The 23,742-nt window shown below is 73.6% G+C and carries 23 protein-coding genes; 11 read left to right on the forward strand and 12 right to left on the reverse strand.

Going from position 1 to position 23,742, the window contains the following annotated elements; translation table 11 throughout:
* The first annotated feature begins 81 nt into the window (after positions 1–81).
* The gene (hisC, locus tag ACH443_RS00230) at positions 82–1,185 is read left to right on the forward strand and encodes a histidinol-phosphate transaminase (RefSeq protein ID WP_430589146.1); all 1,104 of its coding nucleotides are present in this window, start codon (positions 82–84) and stop codon (positions 1,183–1,185) included.
* A 41-nt stretch (positions 1,186–1,226) separates the two neighbouring features.
* Here hisC and ACH443_RS00235 read toward each other — a convergent pair whose 3' ends face one another.
* Positions 1,227–2,966: a pyruvate dehydrogenase gene (locus ACH443_RS00235; protein WP_430589147.1), complete on the reverse strand. Its 1,740-nt coding sequence runs from the start codon at positions 2,964–2,966 to the stop codon at positions 1,227–1,229.
* A gap of 150 nt (positions 2,967–3,116) precedes the next feature.
* On the opposite strand from ACH443_RS00235, the gene ACH443_RS00240 reads away from it, so the two are divergent.
* From ACH443_RS00240 to ACH443_RS00255, 4 genes are read left to right on the forward strand one after another with little or no spacing between them, the layout of a single operon-like run.
* Positions 3,117–3,839: a thiamine pyrophosphate-dependent enzyme gene (locus tag ACH443_RS00240; RefSeq protein ID WP_430589148.1), complete on the forward strand. Its 723-nt coding sequence runs from the start codon at positions 3,117–3,119 to the stop codon at positions 3,837–3,839.
* A complete protein-coding gene (locus tag ACH443_RS00245) occupies positions 3,836–4,777 on the forward strand; it encodes a transketolase family protein (RefSeq protein ID WP_430589149.1) in 942 nt (313 codons plus the stop codon). The genes ACH443_RS00240 and ACH443_RS00245 overlap by 4 nt, the downstream gene beginning before the upstream one ends.
* A 29-nt stretch (positions 4,778–4,806) precedes the next feature.
* A complete protein-coding gene (locus ACH443_RS00250) occupies positions 4,807–5,172 on the forward strand; it encodes a cupin domain-containing protein (RefSeq protein WP_429765559.1) in 366 nt (121 codons plus the stop codon).
* A 5-nt stretch (positions 5,173–5,177) separates the two neighbouring features.
* Complete coding sequence (locus tag ACH443_RS00255; protein ID WP_430589150.1) at positions 5,178–5,813, forward strand: class I SAM-dependent methyltransferase; 636 nt, start codon at positions 5,178–5,180, stop codon at positions 5,811–5,813.
* On the opposite strand, the gene ACH443_RS00260 is transcribed toward ACH443_RS00255, so the two are convergent.
* The 4 genes from ACH443_RS00260 to ACH443_RS00275 all read right to left on the reverse strand — a co-directional run bounded on the left by ACH443_RS00260 (position 5,779) and on the right by ACH443_RS00275 (position 9,661).
* Positions 5,779–6,135, reverse strand: coding sequence for a hypothetical protein (locus ACH443_RS00260; protein WP_430589151.1), 357 nt, complete (start codon positions 6,133–6,135; stop codon positions 5,779–5,781). The genes ACH443_RS00255 and ACH443_RS00260 overlap by 35 nt on opposite strands.
* 36 nt (positions 6,136–6,171) lie before the next feature.
* Complete coding sequence (locus ACH443_RS00265) at positions 6,172–6,981, reverse strand: Fic family protein (RefSeq protein WP_430589152.1); 810 nt, start codon at positions 6,979–6,981, stop codon at positions 6,172–6,174.
* 446 nt (positions 6,982–7,427) lie between these two features.
* Entirely contained in the window at positions 7,428–8,108 is a 681-nt protein-coding gene (locus ACH443_RS00270; protein ID WP_430556335.1) for an NAD(P)H-binding protein, read from the reverse strand.
* 86 nt (positions 8,109–8,194) lie between these two features.
* Positions 8,195–9,661 carry an MFS transporter gene (locus ACH443_RS00275; protein ID WP_430589153.1) on the reverse strand — a complete coding sequence of 489 codons (1,467 nt, stop codon included), beginning with the start codon at positions 9,659–9,661 and terminating at the stop codon, positions 8,195–8,197.
* A gap of 102 nt (positions 9,662–9,763) precedes the next feature.
* Here ACH443_RS00275 and ACH443_RS00280 point away from each other — a divergent pair, with 102 nt between their 5' ends.
* The 5 genes from ACH443_RS00280 to ACH443_RS00300 all read left to right on the forward strand — a co-directional run bounded on the left by ACH443_RS00280 (position 9,764) and on the right by ACH443_RS00300 (position 13,258).
* The gene (locus ACH443_RS00280) at positions 9,764–10,681 is read left to right on the forward strand and encodes a helix-turn-helix transcriptional regulator (RefSeq protein ID WP_430556333.1); all 918 of its coding nucleotides are present in this window, start codon (positions 9,764–9,766) and stop codon (positions 10,679–10,681) included.
* A gap of 8 nt (positions 10,682–10,689) precedes the next feature.
* A complete protein-coding gene (locus ACH443_RS00285) occupies positions 10,690–11,907 on the forward strand; it encodes a pyridoxal phosphate-dependent aminotransferase (protein WP_429734439.1) in 1,218 nt (405 codons plus the stop codon).
* An 87-nt stretch (positions 11,908–11,994) separates the two neighbouring features.
* Complete coding sequence (locus ACH443_RS00290) at positions 11,995–12,465, forward strand: SRPBCC family protein (protein WP_430589154.1); 471 nt, start codon at positions 11,995–11,997, stop codon at positions 12,463–12,465.
* Positions 12,462–12,809, forward strand: a complete 348-nt coding sequence (locus ACH443_RS00295) for an ArsR/SmtB family transcription factor (protein WP_429765573.1) — start codon at positions 12,462–12,464, stop codon at positions 12,807–12,809. The genes ACH443_RS00290 and ACH443_RS00295 overlap by 4 nt, the downstream gene beginning before the upstream one ends.
* Positions 12,810–12,814: 5 nt before the next feature.
* On the forward strand, positions 12,815–13,258 hold the full coding sequence (locus tag ACH443_RS00300) for an SRPBCC family protein (RefSeq protein ID WP_429765574.1): 444 nt from the start codon (positions 12,815–12,817) through the stop codon (positions 13,256–13,258).
* A gap of 10 nt (positions 13,259–13,268) precedes the next feature.
* Here ACH443_RS00300 and ACH443_RS00305 read toward each other — a convergent pair whose 3' ends face one another.
* Positions 13,269–14,300 carry an acetylxylan esterase gene (locus ACH443_RS00305; protein WP_430589155.1) on the reverse strand — a complete coding sequence of 344 codons (1,032 nt, stop codon included), beginning with the start codon at positions 14,298–14,300 and terminating at the stop codon, positions 13,269–13,271.
* Positions 14,301–14,381: 81 nt separating this feature from the next.
* Here ACH443_RS00305 and ACH443_RS00310 point away from each other — a divergent pair, with 81 nt between their 5' ends.
* Positions 14,382–15,173: a DeoR/GlpR family DNA-binding transcription regulator gene (locus ACH443_RS00310; protein WP_429765578.1), complete on the forward strand. Its 792-nt coding sequence runs from the start codon at positions 14,382–14,384 to the stop codon at positions 15,171–15,173.
* 23 nt (positions 15,174–15,196) lie between these two features.
* Here the strand turns inward: ACH443_RS00310 and ACH443_RS00315 are convergent, their stop codons facing one another.
* The 6 genes from ACH443_RS00315 to ACH443_RS00340 all read right to left on the reverse strand — a co-directional run bounded on the left by ACH443_RS00315 (position 15,197) and on the right by ACH443_RS00340 (position 23,709).
* Positions 15,197–16,132 (reverse strand): LacI family DNA-binding transcriptional regulator, encoded by a 936-nt coding sequence (locus tag ACH443_RS00315; RefSeq protein ID WP_430556330.1) that lies wholly within the window; start codon positions 16,130–16,132, stop codon positions 15,197–15,199.
* Positions 16,133–16,134: 2 nt separating this feature from the next.
* Positions 16,135–18,441, reverse strand: coding sequence for an FAD-dependent oxidoreductase (locus ACH443_RS00320; protein WP_430589156.1), 2,307 nt, complete (start codon positions 18,439–18,441; stop codon positions 16,135–16,137).
* Positions 18,442–18,529: 88 nt separating this feature from the next.
* Positions 18,530–20,392: a BNR-4 repeat-containing protein gene (locus tag ACH443_RS00325; protein WP_430556328.1), complete on the reverse strand. Its 1,863-nt coding sequence runs from the start codon at positions 20,390–20,392 to the stop codon at positions 18,530–18,532.
* Positions 20,393–20,441: 49 nt separating this feature from the next.
* Positions 20,442–21,761 (reverse strand): extracellular solute-binding protein, encoded by a 1,320-nt coding sequence (locus ACH443_RS00330; RefSeq protein ID WP_430589157.1) that lies wholly within the window; start codon positions 21,759–21,761, stop codon positions 20,442–20,444.
* Between the two features lie 68 nt (positions 21,762–21,829).
* Positions 21,830–22,765 carry a carbohydrate ABC transporter permease gene (locus ACH443_RS00335; protein WP_429765587.1) on the reverse strand — a complete coding sequence of 312 codons (936 nt, stop codon included), beginning with the start codon at positions 22,763–22,765 and terminating at the stop codon, positions 21,830–21,832.
* Entirely contained in the window at positions 22,762–23,709 is a 948-nt protein-coding gene (locus tag ACH443_RS00340) for a carbohydrate ABC transporter permease (protein WP_430589158.1), read from the reverse strand. Before ACH443_RS00340 ends, ACH443_RS00335 begins: the two co-directional genes overlap by 4 nt.
* Positions 23,710–23,742: the final 33 nt, after the last annotated feature.

Consider the following 23,742-nt stretch of genomic DNA (forward strand, 5'->3'; position numbering starts at 1 on the left):
CGAGCCCTCGCGAGCTGGTACTGCCTCGCGGAGGGAGGGACGACCTCGCCCACCACCGCGCGGGTGGCATCCTTGATCGCTGTGACCACCCCCGCTGACTCGCCGGCCGTCCAGAACTCTGCCGTCCCCCTGCGCGCCGCCGTCGCCGCGCTGCCCGCGTACGTGCCGGGCGCGCGGCCCGTCGAGGGCGCGAAGCTGTGGAAGCTGTCGTCGAACGAGAACCCGTACCCGCCGCTGCCGTCCGTCCTCGAGGCCATCACGCGTGCGGCGGAGGAGACCAACCGCTACCCCGACATGTACGCGACGGAGCTCGTCGAGGCGCTCGCGGCGCACGTGGGCGTCCCGGCCGAGCAGGTCGTGGTGGGCAACGGCTCGGTGGCCGTGCTCGGGCACGTGCTGCAGGCCGTCGTCGAGCACGGCGACGAGGTCGTGTTCCCGTGGCGGTCGTTCGAGGCCTACCCGATCGTGGTCGCCGTCGCGGGCGGCGTCGCCGTCACGGTGCCGGTCGCCGCGGACGGCCGGCTCGACCTGTCCGCCATGGCCGCCGCCGTCACGCCCCGCACGCGCGTCGTCATGGTCTGCACGCCCAACAACCCCACCGGCCCCGTGGTGCACGCGGACGAGCTGGAGGAGTTCCTCGCCGCGGTTCCGCGCGACGTGCTGGTGATCGTCGACGAGGCGTACCTCGAGTTCGTGCGCGACCCGCAGGCGCCCGAGGGCGTCGATCTGCTGCGCCGGCACCCCCACGTCGTCCTGCTGCGCACGCTGTCGAAGGCGTACGGGCTGGCGGGCCTGCGCGTCGGGTACGCCGTCGCCGAGCCGCGCCTCGCCGCCGGCATCCGCGCGGTGTCGACGCCGTTCGGCGTGAACCACATCGCCCAGCGCGCGGCGCTGGCCTCGCTCGAGCCGGTCGCGCAGGACGAGCTGCGCCAGCGGGTCGACGCGCTGGTCGCCGAGCGCGATCGCGTCGTCGCCGCCCTGCGCGAGCAGGGCTGGAACCTGCCGGAGACGCACGCCAACTTCGTGTGGTTCCCCCTCGGCGAGGAGACCGTGGCGCGCGCCGCCGAGGCGACCGCCGCCGGCGTCCTCGTGCGCCCCTTCGCCGGCGACGGCCTGCGCGTCAGCATCGGCGAGGTCGAGGCGAACGACGCCTTCCTCGCCGTCGCCGCCACCTGGCGCCCCTGACCCTGCCCCGCCACCCGGGTGGGTGGCGGGGCAGGGTCAGGTCAGCGGGGGAGGTTCCGCAGGTTGGAGCGCGCCATGGACATGACCTCGCCCATGCCGCCGCCGAAGATCTGCTTCGTCATCGCGGTGGCGAACCCGCGGATCTGCCCCGACGTGATGGACGGCGGGATGGACAGCGCGTTCGGGTCGGTGACGACCTCGATGAGCGCCGGGCCCTTGCGGTCCAGCCCGTCCCGGAGGGCGCGGCGCAGGTCCTTCGGCCGCTCGACCCGGACCGACGGGATGCCGACGGCGAGGCCGATGTTCCGGTAGTCCACGGGCGGGGAGTCGGTGCCGTACGACGGCAGCCCCTCGACGAGCATCTCCAGCTTCACCATGCCGAGCGTCGCGTTGTTGAAGACGACGACCTTCACCGGCAGGTCGTAGGTGCGCACGGTGATGAGCTCGCCCAGCAGCATGGACAGGCCGCCGTCGCCGGCGAGCGCCACGACCTGCCGCCCGGGCTCCGCGAACGCGGCGCCGATGGCGTGCGGCAGGGCGTTCGCCATCGACCCGTGGATGAACGACCCGATGACGCGCCGCTTCCCGTTGGGCGTGAGGTAGCGGGCCGCCCACACGTTGTTCATGCCGGTGTCGACGGTGAACACGGCGTCGTCGGCCGCCGTCTCGTCGAGCTGCACGGCCGCGTACTCGGGGTGGATGGGCGTGTGCTTCTCCACGTTGCGGGTGTACGCACCCACGACCTTGGTCATGAGCCCGGCGTGCTTGTCGACCATCGTGCGCAGGAACTTGCGGTCCTTCTTGCGCTTGACCAGCGGGTTGAGCAGCTTCAGGGTCTCGCCGACGTCGCCGTGCACCGGCAGGTCGAGGCGGGTGCGGCGGCCCAGGTGGGAGGCGTCGACGTCGATCTGCGCGGTGCGGACGTCGGCGGGCAGGAACGAGTCGTACGGGAAGTCGGTGCCGACCATCACCAGCAGGTCCGCCGAGTGCATCGCCTCGTGGCAGGAGCCGTAGCCGAGCAGGCCGGACATGCCGACGTCGTGGGGGTTCTCGTACTGGATGATCTCCTTGCCGCGCAGCGAGTGCCCGACCGGCGCGGCGGCCAGGTCGGCGAGCTCGAGGACGACGTCGCGGGCGTCGCGCGCGCCGGCGCCGACGAACAGCGTGACCTTCTTGGCCTGGTTGATCGCGTCGGCGAGGGCCTCGACGTCGGCGGTGTTCGGCACGACGCGCGCCGGGCAGGCGCCGGGCACGAGGATCGGGGCGTCGTCGTCGGGCACGCGCTCGTCGGCGACGTCGCCCGGCAGGGTCAGCACCGCGACGCCCGGCGCGGCGAGCGCGTGCTGGATGGCCGACCGCGTGACGCGCGGCAGCTGGGCCGGGGACGAGATCAGCTCCGAGAACACGGACGCCTCGTTGAAGATGCGGTCCGGGTGGGTCTCCTGGAAGAACTGCGTGCCGATCTGCGCGCTGGGGATGTGCGACGCGATGGCGAGCACCGGCAGCCTGGAGCGGTTCGCGTCGTAGAGGCCGTTGATGAGGTGCAGGTTGCCCGGCCCGCACGACCCGGCGCAGACGGCGAGCTCGCCGGTCACCTCGGCGTCGGCGGCGGCCGCGAACGCCGCCGCCTCCTCGTGACGCACGTGCACCCAGTCGATGCCGTCGGTGCGGCGGACGGCATCGACGACGGGGTTCAGGGAGTCCCCGACGATCCCGTAGATGCGCTTCACGCCGGCGGCGACGAGCTGGTCGACGAGGTGTTCGGCGACGGTGCGGGCCATGACGAGACCTCCTGGTGACGGCGGCTGGTCCGTCTCGATCCTGCCTCCGGTGCCGTGTTTCCGCAGGACGTCGGGACGTGAGGTGGCGCACCCGCACGCTTTCCCCGACAGGGTTGACCTCAACCATGGTTCAGGTCACACCATCGAGGGATGACGACGACGAGCTCACCTCCGGCCCCGCCCGCCGCGACCCCGCGGGCCGTCCCGCGCCACGTCCGCGACCTGGTTGCCCGGGTCACGGGCGACGAGAAGCACGACCCGAGCGCGCACTCGACCCTCGACGTCGTGTGGACGCTGTACGACCAGGTGCTCCGCGTCGACGCGGCCCGCCCGGACGCCCCCGACCGCGACCGGTTCCTGCTCTCCAAGGGCCACGGCCCGGCCTCGACGTACGCCGTGCTGGCGGCGAAGGGCTTCTTCCCGGCGTCGTGGCTGGACGACGTCGGGTCGTTCGACTCGCCGCTGGGCCACCACCCCGACCGCACGCTGGTGCCGGGCATCGAGATCGGCAGCGGCTCGCTCGGGCACGGGCTGCCGCTCGCCGTCGGCCTCGCGCTCGGGCTGCGCGGCCGGTCGACCGCGCGCGTCGTCGTCCTCGTGGGCGACGCCGAGCTCGACGAGGGCAGCAACGCGGAGGCGATCCAGGTCGCCGGCCGGTACGGGCTCGGCAACCTCACCTGCGTCGTCGTCGACAACCACAGCGACAGCCTGGGCTGGCCCGGCGGCATCGCGCCCCGGTTCTCCCTCGAGGGCTGGACGGCCGCCGAGGTGCGCACCCACGACCAGCCCCGCCTGACCGCCGCGCTGCGGCACACCGAGCCCGACCGGCCCACGGTCGTGGTCGTCGACACCACCGGGAAGGACGCCGCATGACCACCCTCGCCCCTGCCCCGCAGGCGCTCGACCTGCGCACCCGCTTCTACGCCGAGCTCGACCCGCTGCTCGACGCGCACCCGGACGTCGACGTCGTCCTGGCCGTGATCGGCTCCGGCTACATGGGCCGCGCGATCGCGCGCCACCCCGGCCGCGTCATCGACGTCGGCATCCGCGAGCAGGCGCTCATCGGCGTGGCAGGCGGCCTGGCCCTGGCCGGGCGACGGCCGATCGTGCACACGTTCGCGTCGTTCCTCGTGGAGCGGCCCTACGAGCAGGTGAAGCTCGACCTCGGGCACCAGGACGTCGGCGCCGTGCTGGTCAGCGCCGGCGCCTCGTACGACGTGTCGGCCGGCGGCCGCACGCACCAGTCGCCCGCGGACGTCGCGCTGATCTCCGCGCTGCCGGGCTGGACGGTGCACGTGCCCGGCCACGCCGACGAGGTCGCCGAGCTGCTGCACCGCGAGGCCGCCGGCACGGGCCGCACGTACATCCGGCTCTCCGCGCAGCGGAACGCCCGGCCGGGGCCGGTGGACGGGCGGCTGCACCTGGTGCGCGACGGCGGGGAGACGCCGCCGTCGTCCGGCTCGGCGCCGCTGGTCGTCGCCGTCGGCCCGATGCTCGACACCGTGCTGGACGCCGTCGCCGACCTGCCCGTCCGTGTCGCGTGGACGGCCACGCCGCACCCGCTCGACGCCGACGGGCTCCGCGTGCTGGCCGGCCCGGCGCCGGTGCTCGCCGTCGTGGAGCCGTACCTGGAGGGCACGAGCGCCGCCGCCGTCGCGGCGGCGCTGGTCGACCGGCCCAGCCGTATGCTGCACGTCGGCGTGCCCGGCGAGTCGGAGCTGCGCAGGTACGGGACGCCGCGCGAGCACGCCGCCGCGCACGGCCTCGACGCGGCGGGTGTCCGACGGCGGGTGGCGGCGTTCCTCGTCTGACCGTCGGTCCGGGTGCCTACGCTGACGGGATGAGCAGCGACGTGAGGAACATCCGGACCGCCCTCGAGAGCATCCCCGAGCCGTGGCAGCCGCACCTGCTGGCGAGCGTCAACGACTACGCGGTGAAGGTGGTCAAGCTCGACGGGGAGTTCGTCTGGCACACGCACGACGACACCGACGAGCTGTTCCTCGTGCTCAGCGGGCAGCTCACGATCCAGCTCCGGGACCGTGACGTCGTCCTCGGGCCGCAGGACGTGTTCGTCGTGCCGCGCGGCGTCGAGCACTGCCCCCGGGCGGACGGCGAGGTGCACGCGCTGCTCGTCGAACCGACCGCCACGGTCAACACGGGGGACGCCGGCGGCGAGCGGACCGCGCCGCTGCGCGAGCTGGGCTGAGCTCCGTGTCCTCGTCTGCTCGCGCCGCGAGCGCGGCCTACGCGGCCCGGGCGCAGGAGTACACGGACCTGTTCGGCTCGATGGACGCGGTGCACGACGACGACCGGGCGCTCGTCGAGCGGTGGGCCGCCGGGCTGACCGGGCGCGTCGTCGACGCCGGGTGCGGGCCGGGGCACTGGACGGACTTCCTCGCCCGTCGCGGCCTGGACGCGGAGGGCGTCGACCTCGCGGAGCCGTTCCTCGAGCGTGCCCGGGCCGAGTACCCCGCCGTGCCGTTCCGCCGCGCCTCGCTCGCCGACCTCGGCGTGCCGGACGGCAGCCTCGGCGGCGTGCTGGCCTGGTACTCGCTCATCCACAGCCCGCCCGAGGCTGTGGACGGCACGGGGGTCGACGCCGTGCTGGCCGAGCTCGCCCGCGCCGTCGCGCCGGGCGGCGGGCTGCTCCTCGGGTTCTGCCGCGGCCCGCGCGTCGAGCCGTTCGACCACGCCGTGACGACCGCCTGGTTCTGGCCCGTCGACGAGCTGGCGGCACGGGTCGAGCGGGCGGGGTTCGACGTCGTGGAGACCGCCGAGCGCACGGACCCCGGCGTCCGCCCGCACGGCGCGATCAGCGCGCGGCGTCGGGCGGCGGGTCCAGCGTGACGGTGCCGCCCGCGAGCGGGTCGTCGGGCAGCGGCTCCACCAGTGTGGCGACCGGCCCCGCGGCGCCGCCGTACTCCACGGGCGGGCGGATCCGGCCGAGGTAGAGGTCCTGCACCTCGTCGATGCCCTGCGCCGGCGGGCGCAGCGCCTCGCGCAGGCTGCGCGACCGCACCACCCGTACGACCAGCGCGACGACCACCGCGCCCCAGAAGGCCCATGCCGGCACCGATGCCCACGGGCTTCCCGTCACCTGGAGCACGAGGCACAGGCCCAGCAGCACGATGGCCCCCAGCAGCAGCGCGAGCCAGCCTCGACGAGTCATCGGCGTCTCCTTCGACGTCCCGACCCTACCGACGGTTCACCGGCGGAGCAGGCTCTGGGCGTACTGATCGAGGACGGTCAGGACGCTCGGGTGCTCCCACACGCGGTTGCGGCGCAGCCCGGTCCGCTCGACCAGGACGCCGGCGTCGGCGAGCTGGGCGAGAGCGTTCTGCGCGGTCTGTCCCTTCATGCCCAGGTGGTCGGAGAGGAAGCGAGCGTTCACGACGGGGTGGGACACCAGATGCGGCACCACCCGCCATGCCACGGCCTGTCGCCGGAGCCCACGGAGGTGTTCGCGGGCGACGTCGACCTGCGCGGCGAGGTCGTCGACGAGCCGGGAGCCCGACGAGGCCGCGAAGCGGGCGGCGTCGGCGAAGCGCTCCACGATCGGTCGTGCGTCACCGTCGCGGTAGGCGGTCAGCGCCGCGAAGTACTGCTCGGTCTGCGTGAGCAGCCCCGCGGACACCGGTGCGGTCGTCGCGGTCAGGATCCCTTTCGCCCGCAGGACGGAATGCACCATGGCGCGGCCCGTGCGCCCGCTGCCGTCGACGAACGGGTGGACGGTCTCGAAGTGTGCGTGCGCCACGGCCGCCTGGAACAGGACGGGCAGGTCGTCGCGACGGAGGAAGGCGACCAGGTCCTCCATCGCGTCTGGGACGAGCGGCGCCTGGGGTGCGACGTGCGAAGCGCCCCGAGGACTGATCGCGCTGGTCCCGATCCACACGAGCTGGTCGCGCCAGCGCCCCGCGTGGTCCTCCCAGCCGCGCTGTCCCGACAGGAGCGCACGGTCCATCTCCAGGATCGCGTCGGTGTCGAGTCGGTCCGCCAGCGCGAGTGCCGCCTCCATGGCGCGGACGTTCGCGACGACGGTACGGGCGTTCGCCGAGGTCGACTGCTCGATCTCGGCGAGGGCCAGCTGTCGGGGCCCGACGGTGAGGTCTTCGATCTGGGACGAGGAGCGGACTCCGTGCGCAGGAGGATCGAGCTCATCGGGCCGAGCGTCGGGCTCGTCGTCCCGAGGACCTTGGCCGCGTACTCGTCGAAGCGGCTGAGGGCAGCGGTGGCCTCCTCGACGTTCGCGGACAGGTCCGCGGGGACGCTCCATACCCAGCCGCCGATCGCCGGCGGGACGGTCGAACGGTAGGGCCCGGACGCTGCAGCGCGCGCGGACCGGCTCGTCATCCCGTCGGAGTCGGCAACCCAGTACTCGTCGACGTACCCGAAGGCGGGGACCTTGACCATGAGGGTCATCTTCATCAAGGTTTCGGCGAAACCTTGACTAAGGCGCCCTCGCTAGTCCAGGTTGCGCAGCGCCGTCGGGATCGGTGTGTCCCCGGCGGAGAAGCGGACGAAGCGGCCGACGGTCGCGGGCTCGCGCAGCGCCGCGGCCACGACCTGCGCGACGTCGGCGCGCGGCACGCTGGTGTCCGTCCCGGCGGGGACGGCGCCGGTCTCGGGCAGGACGGCGATGCGCCCGGTGGGCGGCTCGTCCGTCAGCGTGCCGGGGCCGAGGATCGTCCAGTCCAGGTCGGTGGTGCGCAGGTGGTCGTCGGCGGCGAGCTTCGCGTCCGCGTAGGCGAAGAAGCCCGCGCTCTCGGGAACGCCGTGCTCGGGCGTCGAGCCCACCCACGACACCATGACGTACCGGCGCGCCCCGGCGCTCGCCGCGGCGTCCATGGAGCGGATCGCGGCGTCACGGTCGACGGCGTACGTGCGCTCCGGGTCGCCGCCGCCGGCCCCGGCGGACCAGACGACGGCGTCCGCGCCGGCCAGCGCGGCGGCGATCTCCTCGGTGCTCGCGTGCTCGACGTCCAGCAGCGCGGGCTCCGCACCGAGGTCGGCCACGCGGTCCACCTGCTCGGGCTTGCGCACCACCCCGACGACGTCGACCACCGGCCCCGTGCCGCCGTCGGCGAGCAGCGGGATGAGCTGGCGCGCGACCTTGCCGAGCGCGCCGACGACGACGACCTTCATGACGACCTCCGAGCGGGGCGAGGAACCGGACTCCCACCGTAAGCATCAGCGGGCGGGCCGCCACCGTGGGCCGGGCGCACCCGCGGTCAGCGGGCTCGCGCGACCCGGGCGGCCAACGCGGCGAAGACGAGCGCGAGCACGGCCTGCACGCCGACGGCCACGACGAACCCGCGCGGCAGGCCGGGGGCCGCGGAATCCCCGGCGCGCGCTGCGACGGCCTGGAACAGCCCGCCGAGCACCGCGACGCCGAGGCCGAGGCCGAGCTGCTGCAGCGTGGTGAACAGCCCGCCGGCGACGCCGGCCGCCCAGGTGGGCGTGCGCGACAGGACGGTGCGCAGCACCGGCCCGTACATGAGCGCCTGCGCGGCGCCGAGGGCCATGAGCAGCGGCTGCAGGGCCGCCGTCGTCCCGCCGTGCTCGCTGCCGACGACGAGGGCGAGCCCGCCCAGCACGGCGGCCTGCGCGACGGCGGACCCGGTCATCGTCCATCGCCCGGTGCGGCGCTCGATCGCGGGTGTGGCAAGGGCCGTCGCGACGAACGCGCCGCCGAAGCCGAGGAGCAGCACGACCGTGCCCCAGGCGTCGGCGCCCAACGCGCCCTGCGCGAGCGCCGAGAACTCGTACAGGAACGCCCCGTAGCCGGTGAAGAACAGCAGCGTCATGATCAGCCCGTCGCGCACGACACGGGTGCGCAGCACGCTGGGCGGCACGATCGGCAGCTCGCCGCGCCGCTCGGCCGCGCGCTGTGAGCGGGCGAACAGCGTGAGGACGACGCCCGAAGCGGCGAGCATCCCGAGCAGCGCGGGCGGCCAGCCGGCGGACGCGCCGAGCGTCAGCGGCACCACGAGCAGCAGCAGGCCGGCGGCCAGCAGGGCGGCGCCGCGCAGGTCGAGCGCGAGCGGCGCCGTCGAGCGTGACTCCGGGACGGTGCGCAGCGCGAGCAGGGCGGCCACGGCGATCGCGCCGGTGGCGGACTGCACGGCCCGCCAGCCCACGTGGTCGCCCGCGACGCCGGCCACCGCGCCCGCGAGCACCTGCCCGGCGATCGTCGCGACGCCGCTGACGGCGGTGAACAGGGTGACCCCGAGGGCCCGCAGGCGGTCGGGGGCGGTGGCCTGGATCGTGGACAGCACCTGCGGGGTGAACAGCCCCGCGGCGACGCCGAGCCCCGCGCGCAGCGCCACGAGCACGGGCAGGGTCGGGGCGGACGCCGCCAGGACGGACAGCGCGGCGAACGCCGCGAGGCCTGCGGCGAGCAGCCGACGTCGTCCGAAGCGGTCGCCGAGCCGCCCGGCCACGACGAGCGTCGCGGCGAACGTCGTCGTGTACGCGGACAGGACGAGCTGGCCGCCCGACACCGCGACGCCGAGGTCGGCCGTGATCGCCGGCGCGAGCAGGTTGACCGAGCCGAACGTCATGTTGACGGGCAGGTACGCGACGAGCAGGACGGCGAGCCCGAGGCCGGTGAGCGCCCGGTGCGACAGCGAAGCGGCGGGCGCCGTCGCGGCAGGCGCGGCCGCTCGGCCGGCGGGCGGGGTGGTGGTCGTGGTCATGACGACGACGGTGCGCCCGCGTCCATCCTGGTACCAGGAGCCTGTCGATCGTGGTACCACCACCACCTGGTTGCGCGCCCGGGCGAGGGTGACACTGGGGCGATGACGTCGACGACCCCCGACCGTGCCGCCCTCGGCGCCTTCTTGCGCGAGCGCCGCGGGCGCGTGACGCCCGGTGACGTCGGGCTGCCCGTCGGCGGGCGGCGACGCACGCCCGGCCTGCGCCGCGAGGAGGTGGCGCAGCTCGCCGGGGTGGGGGTCACCTGGTACACGTGGCTGGAGCAGGGGCGGGCGAGGAACGTCTCGGACCAGGTGCTCGACGCCGTCGCCCGGGTGCTGCGGCTCGACGCCGCCGAGCGCCGCCACCTCATGGTGCTCGCGGGCCGCGAGACCGCCGTCGCGCCCGGACCGCCGCCAGGTGTGCGGCCGGAGCAGCTCGCCGTGCTGGCCGGGCTGCTCCCGTACCCGGCGGCGGTGCAGACCGACGCCTACGACCTGCTCGCGGCCAACCGGGCGTACCGGTACCTGTTCGACGACCTCGACGCCCGCCCACCCGAGGACCGCAACTGCGCCTGGCTGATGTTCACCGAGCCGCGCTGGCGCGGGGCGCTCGGCGACGCCGAGGACGTCGTCCTGCACAACATCGCCGCTCGTCTGCGGGCCCGGGAGCCGGAGCACCGCGACGACCCCCGCTGGTCCGCGCTGCTGGCGCGGCTGCGGGCGTCGTCGGCGGACTTCGTGCGGCACTGGGAGTCGTACGACGTCGCCGGGGACGGCACCCAGCTGCGGCACTACCGCTCGGCCCGCGCGGGTCGCCTCGACGTGCACTTCCAGAGCCTGTGGCTGGACCGGGCCCGTGGCGACCGGATCATCGTCATGACGCCGGCCGACGACGCGACGGCGCAGCGGCTGGAGCGGCTGGACGCGCTGGTGGGGGCGGCGCCCGCCGTGACGTCGCGGGACGACGGGGCCGCCGGTCGCGGATTGGCCGTGTCGGTCACCGGCCCCGCAGGGGGATGATGGTCCCCGTGCGCACCATCCGACAGAGCCGCAAGCTCCGCGGCGTCCGCTACGACGTCCGCGGTCCCATCCTCGTCGAGGCCCAGCGCCTCGAGGCCGAGGGCCACCGCATCCTCAAGCTGAACATCGGCAACACGGCGCCGTTCGGCTTCGAGGCACCGGCCGCCATCCAGGCCGACGTCGTGCACCACCTGCCGGAGGCGCAGGGGTACAGCGACTCGCGCGGCATCTACGAGGCGCGCACCGCGGTGGCGCAGTACTACCAGTCGCGCGGGCTGCGCGACACGAGCGTGGACGACGTGTTCATCGGCAACGGTGTCTCGGAGCTCATCTCGATGGTGCTGCAGGCGTTCGTCGACGAGGGGAACGAGATCCTCGTCCCCGCGCCGGACTACCCGCTGTGGACGGGTGCCGTCACGCTGTGCGGGGGCACCGCCGTGCACTACCGGTGCGACGAGGAGAACGGCTGGATGCCGGACCTCGAGGACCTCGAGTCGAAGATCACCGAGAACACGCACGCCATGGTGATCATCAACCCGAACAACCCCACCGGCGCCGTGTACAGCAAGGAGATGGTGGAGGCGATGGTCGACATCGCCCGCCGCCACGACCTGGTCGTCCTCACCGACGAGATCTACGAGAAGATCCTGTTCGACGGCGCCACGCACCACCACGCCGCGGCCGCCGCGGGCGACGACGTGCTGTGCCTGACGTTCAGCGGACTGTCCAAGGCGTACCGCGTGTGCGGCTACCGGGCCGGGTGGGTCATGGTGTCGGGCCCGAAGGAGAACGCCACCGAGTTCCTCGAGGGCCTCACCCTGCTGGCGAACATGCGCATGTGCGCCAACGTGCCCGCGCAGCACGCCATCCAGACCGCCCTGGGCGGGTACCAGTCGATCGACGAGCTGATCGTGCCCGGCGGCCGGTTCTACGACCAGGCGATGCTGGCCGACAAGCTGCTCAACGAGATCCCCGGCGTCACCTCCGTGCGGCCGAAGGGCGCGCTGTACTGCTTCCCGCGCCTCGACCCGGAGATGTACCCGATCGAGGACGACGAGGCGTTCGTCATCGACCTGCTGCGGGCCAAGAAGATCCTCGTCACGCACGGCACGGGCTTCAACTGGTTCGAGCCCGACCACTTCCGCCTGGTGACGCTGCCCGACGAGGAGGTCCTCACCGAGGCCATCGGCCGCATCGGGGAGTTCCTGGCCACGCGCCGGCGGTAGCCCACCCCACCCGTTCTGCAACTAGTGGTTGCACATCCCTCGCCCGTGGGCTAGCGTGATGTGCAACCACTAGTTGCAGGAGGGGTCATGGGTTCGACGAGCGAGCTGGGAAGCATCGAGCGGGAGATCTACGTCGAGGCGGCGCCGGAGGTCGTCTTCGAGGTGGTGAGCAGCCCGGAGCACGTCCGGCAGTGGTGGCCCGACGACGCGGACTTCGACCCGGAGCCCGGCGCGGCGGGGTCGATCACGTTCGGCGAGGGCCCGGACCGGACGGTCGAGTCGTTCACGGTGGTCGAGTCGCTGCCGCCGCGGACGTTCTCGTTCCGCTGGACGCACCCGGCCCGGCAGGAGGCGACGGCGGGCAACTCGCTGCTCGTCACCTTCGAGCTCGTGCCGTCCGGCGACGGGACGCTGCTGCGCATGACCGAGACCGGCTTCCGTGAGCAGGGCTGGGAGGTCGCGGTCCTCGAGCAGCGCTACCGCGAGCACGTCGACGGCTGGGCCTACTACCTGCCGCGGCTGGTGGCCTACGCGGGGTCGCTGGAGGTCCGGCCATGACCGGGACGTCGTCGTCCGTGGACGACGGGCTCTGGTCCGCGATCGGCGACCCCACGCGACGCCGCATCCTCGACCTGCTGCTGGCCGACGGCGGCGGCACCGCGTCGTCGCTGAGCCGGCAGCTGCCGGTCACCCGGCAGGCCGTGGCCAAGCACCTCGACGTGCTCGACCGCGCCGGCCTCGTCCGGTCGACGACGGCGGGACGGGAGAAGCGGTGCGAGGTCGACGCCGCCCAGCTCGAGCGTGCCGCCGACCAGCTGGCCGCCGTCGGCCGCACCTGGGACCGGCGCCTGCAGCGCATCAAGGCGATCGCCGAGGCGATCGAGACCACGAGAAGGAGCTGATCACGATGGTGGACATCCTGCACAGGATCGCGACGACGACCGCGACGCCCCAGGCGATGTACGACGCCCTGACGACCGTGGACGGCCTCGCCGGCTGGTGGACCCAGGAGACGACGGGCGACGCCGGACTCGGCGGGAAGGTCGAGTTCCGTTTCCCCGAGGGCGGCTTCGTGATGGAGGTCGAGGAGCTGCGGCCGAGCGAGCGCGTCGTGTGGCGCGTCGTCGACGGCCCCGAGGAGTGGGTCGGCACGACCGTCGAGTGGGACCTGCGTCAGGACGGCGACTGGACCGTCCTGCTGTTCGCGCACCGCGGCTGGCGCGAGCCCGTGGAGTTCATGCACCACTGCAGCACCAAGTGGGCCACGTTCCTGCAGAGCCTCAAGGCCCTCGTCGAGGGCGCCGACGCCGCGCCGTCGCCCCGGGACGTGAAGATCGACAACTGGAACTGACGACGCTGCCCTACCTCGCCGTGAGTGCGACGGCGTGCGCGACGTGCTCGCGCGTGGCCGCGAACGCCGCCGCCATCTCCCGCGCCTGGCCGGGGTACTCCGCGTGCCCGGCGGAGTGCACCGCCAGCTCCAGCTCGGCCCCGGTGCCGGCGCGCTCGGCGGCGCGGACGCCGGAGGCGACGCCGAACTGGCCGGGCGGCGGCACGTGCGCGTCCCAGAGGGCGCACTCGACGCGGGTGGGCACCCGCAGGTACGTCGCCGCCACGGACGCGTCGGTGAGGGCGAGGACGGCGCGGGCCTCGGGGTGCGCGGCCACGTACGCGCGCTGCGCCTCGCCGCTGCCGGTGCACGGCACGGCGAGGCGCTCGTCGTACTGGCCGAAGCTCGGCACCTCCAGCGTGGCGCCCACGAACCGGTCGTCCCACGGCACGGCCAGCGCGCCCACCCCGCCGCCGAAGCTCGTGCCCACGTAGTACAGGGGCAGGTCGGCGGGCACGCCCGCGACCCCGGCGAGCACCTCCCGCAGCGCCGTGGCCGCGTGCCACAGGTCGACGGCGCAGCGCCCCAGCACGTACGTCTCCACGTCCTCGATGCCGGCGAGCACGTGCGCGGTGCTCACGTCCGGGGCGCCCACCCCGGCGTTGAGCGCGCCCAGGCCGCGCGCCACGGGGAAGATCACCGCCGCGTCGCGAGGCACCCGCTCGAACGACGGCGCCTCGCGGCCTCCGTACCCGTGCCCGTGCACGATGCCGACCCGGACGGGCGCGTCCACGGGCAGCGCCAGCCAGGCGCGCAGGCGCAGGCCACCGTCGGCGGTGAACGTCACGACCGACACCTCGTGGGCGCCCTGCCGGCCCACGGGCTCCGCCACGACGTCGGCCTGCACGTCGCGCGCGGCGTCGTGCCACGACCGCCACAGGTCGGCGAAACCGTCCGGCTCGGCGGCGGGCGGCACGGCCAGCAGGCCGTCGCGGTCGTAGCCGTACGTGCCGTCGATCGGGCTGTCGGGGAACCAGGCGTCGAAGGGGGCGGGCAGGGTCACGGGATCTCCAGGCTCTCGAGGTCCGGGCCGACCCGCGGCAGCCTGCGTGACAGACTGTGCCGCGGGTCGAAAGGGGAGCGGGTGCTCGTCGCAGAACGCAGGTCGCGGATCGTGGCCGAGGTGCGCCGCCGGGGCGCCGCGAGCGTCACCGAGCTGGCGCAGGAGCTGGGAGTCAGCGCGATGACGGTGCGCCGGGACATCGAGGCGCTCGCGGACGCGGGCGAGCTCGACCGGGTGCGCGGCGGCGCGACGACGCGCGGGGACGCCGGCGCGGTGCAGGAGCACGGGTTCGCGTCGCGGGTGCAGCAGCAGGTCGGGGCCAAGCGGGCCATCGCCCGCCGCGCCGCGCAGCTCGTGGAGCCCGGCATGGCCGTGGGGCTCTCGGGCGGCACGACGGCGTGGGTGCTCGCCCAGGAGCTGCGCGCCGTCCCCGACCTCACGGTGGTGACGAACTCGCTGCCGGTGGCGGAGGTGTTCCGCCGCCCCGACCGCGCCGACGAGCCGTACACGCAGTCCGTGGTGCTCACCGGCGGGGTCCGCACGCCGTCCGACGCGCTCGTGGGCCCGGTGGCGGTGCGCTCGCTGGAGCACCTGCACCTCGACGTCGCGTTCCTCGGCGTGCACGGCGTGGACCTGCACGCGGGCCTCACGACGCCCAACCTCCTCGAGGCGGAGACCGACCGCGCGCTGCTGGCCGCCGGCCAGGACGCCGTCGTGCTGGCCGACCACACCAAGTGGGGCGTCGTCGGGCTGACCACGATCGTCGACCTGCACGAGGTGGAGCACCTGGTCACGGACGACGGCTTGGACGACGACGCGCGCGAGCTGCTCGAGGCGCACGTCGGCGAGCTCTGGGTGGTGCCGGTCGACTGACCGCGCGGTCGCGGCGCCACCCGTCAGCGGGCGGTGCTCGCGCGCGGCACGACGCGCGCGTCCACGACCACGTGCTGCACCGGCAGGTTGCCGCCCGGCGGGGTGGCGATCTGCCGCTCCAGCTCGCTCAGCGCGCGCTCGACGAGGGCCTCCTTGTCCGGGGAGACCGACGTGAGCGACGGCGTCGTGAACTGCGCGCCCCGCACGTCGTCGATCCCCACGACCGCGACGTCCTGGGGGACGCGCCGCCCTGCCTCGTGCAGGGCGGGCAGCGCCCCGAACGCGACGGAGTCGTTGGAGCAGACGATGCCGTCGAGCTCGACGCCGCGGGCCAGCAGGTCGCGGACGGCGCGCCGCCCCTCGGCGGGTGTGAACGACTCGACCTGGGCCACCAGGTCGGGGTCGTCCGCGATGCCGAGCGCGGCCACGGCCTCGCGATAGCCGGCGTACCGGCGGTCGGCGGCGTCCGAGGGGCGCGCGTCCCGCGGCCCGACGAACGCGACCCGTCGGCACCCGACGGACGCCAGGTGCGCGGTGGCCGCGTACGACGCGGCCCGGTTGTCGATCGTCACGTGCGTGAACGGGCTGACGAGGATGTGCTCGCCGAGCAGCACCAGCGGCCCGGGGGAGGTGCGCCGCGTCAGGTCGGCCACGGACAGCGCGCGCGGGATGTGGATGAGGCCGTCGGTCGGGGGCAGCCCGATGCCGTTGGCGACGTCCACCTCGCGCTCGTGGTCGCCCGCGGTCTGCTGGATGAGGATCGACAGCCCGCGCTCGTCGGCGCGCCGCACCAGCAGCGCCGTGAGCTCGGCGAAGTACGGCTCCTCGAGGTCCGGCACGGCGAGCGCCACGATGCCGGTGCGCTCCTTCCTGTGCACGGCGGTCAGCGTAGCCCGGTCCGCCGTCCGGGACACCGTCGCGATCCCGCGCGCGGCGCGGGTGAGTCCTGCGTGCGGCACGCTCACTCCTGCACGCGCAGCGCGACCACGCGGGCCTGCGCCGAGCCGTTCGTGGCGCCGACGACGAGGCGCGCGGCAGCCAGGGGGCCGAGGTCGGCGGGCAGCGGGTGCGTGCGCAGGCGCCACCGGTTGTCGGTCTCGTCGGCGACGGTCACCCAGGCGTCGCCGGACTCGGGGGCGCCGGCCGGCAGCACCTCGACGCGGTAGTCCTTGACCAGGGTCGGCATGATCTCGTCGGGCGTGCGGTGGTGGTGCAGCGTGTTGAGCTCGACGTCGAGGTCGTCGTCGAAGACCAGGCGCACCTCGCGCCCGGTGACGGGCTCGTCCCAGTCGAGGCGCAGCCACTCGTCGCGGCCGGCGACCATCGGCGACGACGCCCACAGGTGCGGGCCGCCGTGGTTGCGGTGGTAGCCGCCCGTCGCGCGCTCGGGGGCCAGCGCTCGGGTGTCCGGGCCGGCGCGGAACACGACGGACCGCCCGCGCAGCGGCTTGGTGGGCCACTGCACCAGCAGCTCCTCCGAGCTGATCTGCACGTTCTGGTCGTCGTTGTCGACGCGGTGCACCAGCGTGAGGACGCCCGCCGGCAGCGGGGAGGTGAGGCGGACGGCCACGTCGGGGTTGGCGCGCAGCACGACGACGGCGTTCTGCGGGATGTCGGGGGCGAACGGCACGTGCGCGGTGACCCAGCGCTCGTCGCCGGCGGGCACGACGACGTCGGTCTTGGTCTCCAGGTGCGCGGGCACCACGTTCTGCGGCTTGCCGGTGGAGAACACCTCGACCGACAGGGTGGTGTCGCGGCGGGCGGAGACGAGCAGCTCGACCGTCTCGAGCCGCGGGTCCACGGGCAGCACGATGCCGAGGTCGACGTCGAGGTCGTAGACGTCGAAGCCGTCGGGACCGATGTCGCCCGGATCGAGGTCGGCCGGCTCCGCGACGGGCGCGGCGATCCGTGTCGTCGTGCTGGACGCGGTGACGCGGGCGCGGCGCGCGACGTCGTGCGGGTCGGCGTTCGCGATGCCGACGGCGGGCGCGTCCCAGCGCAGCAGCGTCTGGCGCAGCTCGTCGAGGTGGTCGGTGTAGATGCCGCGCGGGGTGGTGCCGTGCTCCACGCACAGCGCGGCCGCGGTGCCCGCGGCCTGGCCCATCGCGCCGCACGTCGCCATGACGCGCGCGGCACCGAACGCGATGTGCGTGGCCGAGACGTCGCGACCGGCGAACAGCATGTTCTCCACGTTCACCGAGTACAGCGAGCGGTAGGGGATCTCGAAGACGCCGTCGGAGAAGCGCTGCAGCGCGCCCGCGCCCTCCGCGTACATGCCCTGGGCCGGGTGGAGGTCGATGGACCAGCCGCCGAACGCGACGCCGTCGTCGAACACCGTCTGGTCGACGACGTCGCCCTGGTGCAGCGTGTAGTCGCCGATCAGGCGACGGTACTCGCGCTTGCCGGGCACGTTGCCGATCCACTCGAGCGTGAGGTTGTCGGCGTCGAACTTCCCGGAGTTCTTGATGTAGTCCCAGATGCCGAGGATGACGCCGCGCAGCTCGTCGCGGATGCGCTCGTTGTCGTCGACGATGTCGAGCTCGCCGCCCCACTCGATCCACCAGTAGTGCGCGCCCGAGTCGCCGCTGCGGATGACGCGGTTCATCGGGATCGGCGTGGTGGTGATGTCGATCGCGGTCTCCGGCGCGACGTACTTCACCGGGTGCCCGAGGTCCTTGGTGTAGAAGAGCAGCGTGGAGCCGAGGAACTCGCGCACCGGCTCCGGCGGCGCCCACTCCTCCCCGAACTCGGTCTGCGACTCCTTGCCGAGCCGGTAGCGCGCGCCGGCCAGGTGGCCGACCAGTCCGTCGCCCGTGCAGTCGAGGAACACCGGCGCGACGAACGTCGTGAGGATCTCCGAGCCCATCGTCCAGCCGGTGACGGACTCGATGCGGCGCGCGTCGTCGGGGCCGGTCGCGACGACCTCGCGCACGTCCGTGTTGAGGAACAGCCGGATGTTCTTCTCGCGGCGGACGGTGTCCAGCACGACGTCGTCCCAGTAGACCGGGTTGCCCTCGGGGTTGCGGTACTGGTTCTCCACGTACATCTCGCCGACGATCCCGGTCTCCCGGGCCCAGCGCTGGTTGCCGTGCGCGGTGGCGCCGCACACCCACACCCGCACCTCGGAGGAGGAGTTGCCGCCCAGCACGGGCCGGTTGTTCACCAGCACCACCTGGCGGCCCAGCCGCGCGGCGGCGACCGCCGCGCTGACGCCGGCGAGCCCTCCTCCGACGACGACGACGTCCGCCTCGACGGTCTGCGTGCGCATGATCTCTCAGTCCTCGATCCGGTGGTTGTGCTGGTCGAACGTGGTGGTTCTCGTGGTGCGGGCGGGTGTGCGGCGCCGGTCGCGGGCGTCAGCCGGCGGCCAGCACCTCGACCTCGTAGACGCGCGCGACGTCGGTCGCCGAGCTCGACGGGTCGGTGATCAGCAGGCGGACCTGGTCCGCCTGGGTGGTGGGCACGGGCAGGGTGACCGTGCCCGAGGTGTTGTTCGTGACCTGGCCGGCCGGCACCCAGCCGTCGGCGGTGTGCAGCTCGACCGCGAACGAGCGCAGGACGTCGGCCGTGCCGGTCGCCTTGCTGTAGCCGCTGCGGACGCGGACGGTGTCCACCGCCTGCGGGGTGCCCCAGTCGGCCGTGAGGACCGGCCGGGCGTCGTCGGCCGCGGAGATCCAGCGGCTCGCGTCGACGCACGACCCGTCGACCGCCAGCTCCCCGCCGGTGTCGGCGCGCAGCGTGGACGACACCGTGACGTCCGCGCCGCGGGCGACGTTCACGTCGGTGCTCTCGCCCCGGAGACCGGCCACCAGCTCGGCGGCCGTCGAGCCCTCGGGCGTGCCGCCCGTGCGGGGCACCGTCGCGTGGAAGAGCTGGCCGGCGCTCGGCACCGTCACGTACAGCTGGTCCGTCCCGCTGCCCGTGGTCACGGCGCTGAGCCGCTGGGCGCCGGTGCGTGCCTCGCCGACGGTGCTGAAGCGCCAGGTGTCCTCGCCGCGCACCTGGTCGGCGCGGACGACCGCGCTCTGCTGGCCCGTGACGCACGAGGTGGTCTCCACCACCGCGTACACGCGCGTGGTCGGGCCGGCCGACGTCGTCTCGATGGCCGCGGAGGTCTCCACGCCCGGGCCGAGGCCGCCGAGGTCCAGCACGGTCTCGCGCTGCCAGGCGGCGCCGTCCCACCGCGCGAACCGGACGTCGTAGCCGTCGAACGCGGTGACGCCCTCGGTCCGGAACCGGTAGGCGATCCCGTCGAGCGTGTCGCCGTGCACGGACAGCTTCGCCGTCTGCAGGGCGGGCCAGTACGAGCCGATGTCCTCGCCGTCGACGTACGGCTGGTACACGACCGCGCCCGGGGTGGTGGGCGTGACCGGCGTCTCCAGGGCGTTCCCGGCGACGTCGCGGAACGACCCGTCCGCCGGGTCGTACACGGCGTACGAGCCGAGGTGCCGCGACGGGTCGGCAGGCCACGGGCCCCACTCCCACAGCACGTGCACGCGTCCGTCCGTGCCCACCTCGAGGTCGTCCGGGTAGAACGAGTGGCCCTTCGCGTCCGCGACGACGGCGACCCGCGACCACGTGCCGGCGCCCGTGTCGAAGCGGTACAGGTTGCCCGTGCGGGCCTGGCGCTCGTCCGCGCCGGCGCGGGCCATGACGTACACGTCGCCGTCGGCGCCGCGGGCGGTCACCGGGTAGGTGACGGCCAGGTCCTGGTCGGGCATCTCGCCCGACACGTCCACGAGGCTGGTGACGTCGCCGGGCGTCGTCGTGCGGAAGTAGTTCCACTGCTCGTGGTGCATCGAGACGAAGGCGTGCACGTTCCCGTCGCCGTCCACGACGATCGACGGCTGGTTGTGGCCGTTGTCGTCGACGAACGTCGCGCACTCCCCGTCGGTCGCCCGCAGGCAGCCGTCCGTCCAGGCGCCGTCGGCGCCGCGCGCGGCCACGTGGACCTGGTGCGTCGCGGCCGTGGGCCCCGGCGCGTTGTACGCGACGTAGGTGGTGCCGTCGACGACGTCGATCGGCTTCCACCAGCCCGCCTGGTTGGACGAGTCGACGGTGAACGGCAGCTCCTCGACCTGCGGGGCGTGCTTCGCGTGCGCCGCAGGGGCCGAGGCCGTCGCGGGTAGGGCGGCGGCCCCGACCGCCGCGGCCGCCGCGAGGGCGGCCGCGGCGCCGGTCAGGGCGGTGCGCAGCGTCGGGGTGGGGCGTCGTCGCATGGTTCCTCCTCGAACCGTGGTCAGGACTCCGGGGGTGGGCACGGTCGGGTCAGCCGACCAGCTTCTGCGCGGCCTCGCCGGCCTTCTGCATGGCCGCCTTGGCGTCCGTCTTGCCGACCAGCACGGCCTGCACCTGCTCGGCGACGACCGTCTCGATCTGCGAGTACGCGGTGAACTTCCAGAACGGGTTGCTCGTCGACGTGGCGGTGATGCGGTCGTTGAACAGGGAACCGAACGTGTCGGCGGCGACGACGTCGGACTGCTGGGCCTCGGTCGTCACCGGCGGCAGGCCGCGCACCTCGTAGTCGGCCAGCACGGTGTCGAGGTCCGACGTCGCGAACTGGGCGAAGTCGGCGGCGGTCTCGGCGCCCTCGCCGTCGACGACGGCGATCGCGCCGCCCCAGACCAGCGCGCGCGGGGTCTCGCCGTCCTTGAGCACGGGGCGCGAGAGCGGCACGAGCTTGCTGCCGAGGTCCTTGTCGGGCGACTCCTCCTGCACGGCGTTGCGGCCCACGGGGGCGTCGTCGTAGATCGCCGCGCGGCCCTGCGCGAACAGGGAGCGGGCGTCGAAGCGGTCGACGTCGGCGGCGATGAGCTTCTGGTCGTACAGCGACTTGTACCAGGTCACGGCCTCGACGGACGCGTCGTCGCCGATGGTGACGGTGTCGCCGTCGACCAGCGGGCTGCCGAACGTCTCCATCCAGATGAGGATGTCCTTGAGCTGCGCGGCCTTGGTGGACGCGGCGTAGGGGATGAGCCCGCCGCCGAGGCCCTTGAGGTCCTTGAGCGCCTTCTCGAACGCGTCGACCGTCGTCGGGAACGCGTCGGGGTCGATGTCCGCCTTCTGCAGGATCTCGGAGTTCGCGACGAGCCCGATCGCGCCGATGGTCCACGGCAGGCCGTACTGCACGCCGTCGAACTGGGCGGCCGCCAGCGCCGCGTCGGTGTACCCGCGCCCCTCGGTCAGCGCCGACAGGTCCTGCAGCTTGCCCATCGCGGCGAGGGAGCCGAGCCACGCGACGTCCACGTGCGCCGCGCCGGTGAACTGGCCGCCCTTCACCTGCAGCGTGAGCTGGTTGATGTACTCGTTGTAGGGGAACGAGACGTCGTCCACCGTGACGCCGGCCTGGTCCTGGTAGGCCTTGACGATCGCCTCGAGGGCCGGGGCCGCGGCCTCCTCGGTGAACGACCACGACGAGAACGCGAAGTCCGTCTTCGTGCCGCCTGCCGCGGCGGCCGAGGCGGCGGCGCCCGTGGACGACGGCGCGGACGGCGCGCAGGCGGCGAGGGCGGCGGTGCCGGCGCCGATGCCGAGCAGCTGGAGCACGCGACGTCGCGACAGGGCGCTCTGGGGAAGGGTGAGAGACATGGGGATCCTCCGCATCGAGGGTCGTTCGGGGTGGGGAAGGGGTGGTGACGGGGGCGTCGCGGGCTCGGTCAGCCCTTGACGGCGCCGGCGGTGAGGCCGCCGACCAGGTACTTCTGCAGCGCGATGAAGGCGATCGCGACCGGGAGCGAGACGACGAGCGACGCCGCCATGAGCTCCGGCCACGCCGTCGAGGCCTCGCCGATGAACGTGTTGACCAGGCCGGGCGGCAGGGTCTGCTTCTCCGGTCCGGCGAGCGTGAGCGCGAAGACGAAGTCGTTCCAGCCGCGGACGAAGGCGAACAGCCCCGCGGCGATGAGGCCCGGCGCCGCCAGCGGCAGCACGATCGAGTGGATGATCCGCAGGCGGGACGCGCCGTCGACCCGCGCCGCCTCGATCAGCTCGTCCGGGATGGTGTCGAAGAAGCCCTTGAGCATCCACACGCACAGCGGCAGCGTGAACGTGGTGAAGCTCAGCACCAGCGCGGTGTAGGTGTTGAGCAGCCCGTACGCGCTGAACACGCTGTACAGCGTCACCAGAAGCAGGGCCTGCGGGAACATCTGTGACGCCAGCACCAGGTACATCAGCGAGCGGCGGCCGCGGTAGCGGAACTTGGAGAACGAGTACCCCATGTACGCCGAGACCAGCACCGACAGCACCGCGGTGATCACCGAGACGATGACGCTGTTGCGCAGGTATCCGAACAGCTGGTCGTTCGAGGCGAGCGCGGCGAACGCGTCCAGCGTGGGCGCCGACGGGAAGAACTTCGGCGGGTAGCTGAACACCTGGTCGCGCGGCGTGAGGGACGTGGCGAGCAGCCAGTACACCGGCAGCAGGCCGAAGCCGCCGCACACGACCACCGTGGCCCAGGCGGCGAACCGGACGCCGGGGCGCTCGGAGCGCAGGGCGCCGCGGCGGAGGCGCTGGGGCGGCCGGGGCGCGTCGTCGGCCGGGGACGACGCCGAGGGCGGGGTGGGCGCGGCGGGGAGCTGCGTCGTCGCGCTCATCGCTCCTCTCCCTTCTCCGAGAAGCGGACGTACACGACGACGAGCGCCATGAGCAGCACCATCCACAGCAGGCCGAGCGCGCCGGCCTTGCCGAGGTCGTAGCCCTGGAAGGCCGTCTCGTACACGGCGGTGGCGAACGTCTGGGTGGCGCCTGCGGGGCCGCCGCCGGTGAGGACGTAGATGATGTCGAAGTGCTGGAAGTTCCAGATGAACTCCAGCAGCAGCACCAGGCCCACGATGCCCTTGAGGTGGGGCAGCGTGATGGCGAAGAAGCGGCGGACCGTGCCCGCGCCGTCCATCTCGGCCGCCTCGTGCAGCTCGATCGGCACGGTCTGCAGGCCGGCCAGGAGCATGACCATCATCCAGGGGAACGACTGCCACGTCTTCGCCAGGATCACGGCGCCCATCGCGGTGCCCGGCTGCGCGAGCCAGGCCTGCGGGTCGTCGACGAGGCCGAGACCCTGGAGCAGTGCGTTCATCACGCCGTAGTTGGCGTTGAAGATCCACATCCACAGGAACGACACGACGACGCCGGGCACGAGCCAGGGGATGAGCATGAGGCCGCGAAGCACCTTGGCGCCGCGGATCCTCGTGTTCAGCGCCAGCGCGAGGGCGAAGCCGATCACGAACGGCAGGATCGTGGTGCCGAGCGTGAAGACGAGCGTCTGGCGCAGCAGGCGCAGGAAGTCGCCCTGCAGCACGTCCACGATGTTCTGCAGCCCGACGAACGTGCGTCCGGGCAGCACGAGGCTCTGCTCGAAGAACGCCGTGACCAGTGCCGCGACGAGCGGGTAGAGCACGACGCCGGCGAGCAGCGCGACGCCCGGCAGGAGCAGCAGGACGGCGAACTGTCCGTCGCTGAGCCGGCGTGGTGCCGTATGTGACTTTCTGTGTTCAAGAGTGTGAGTTTGTGAACTCGTCATGTCCACGTCCCTGTGGGTCAACCTCGGCAACGAGGGTGATGAGCTGGTGTCCGC

The organism is Isoptericola sp. NPDC019571 (genome assembly GCF_044389385.1).
GTDB lineage: Bacteria > Actinomycetota > Actinomycetes > Actinomycetales > Cellulomonadaceae > Isoptericola > Isoptericola nanjingensis.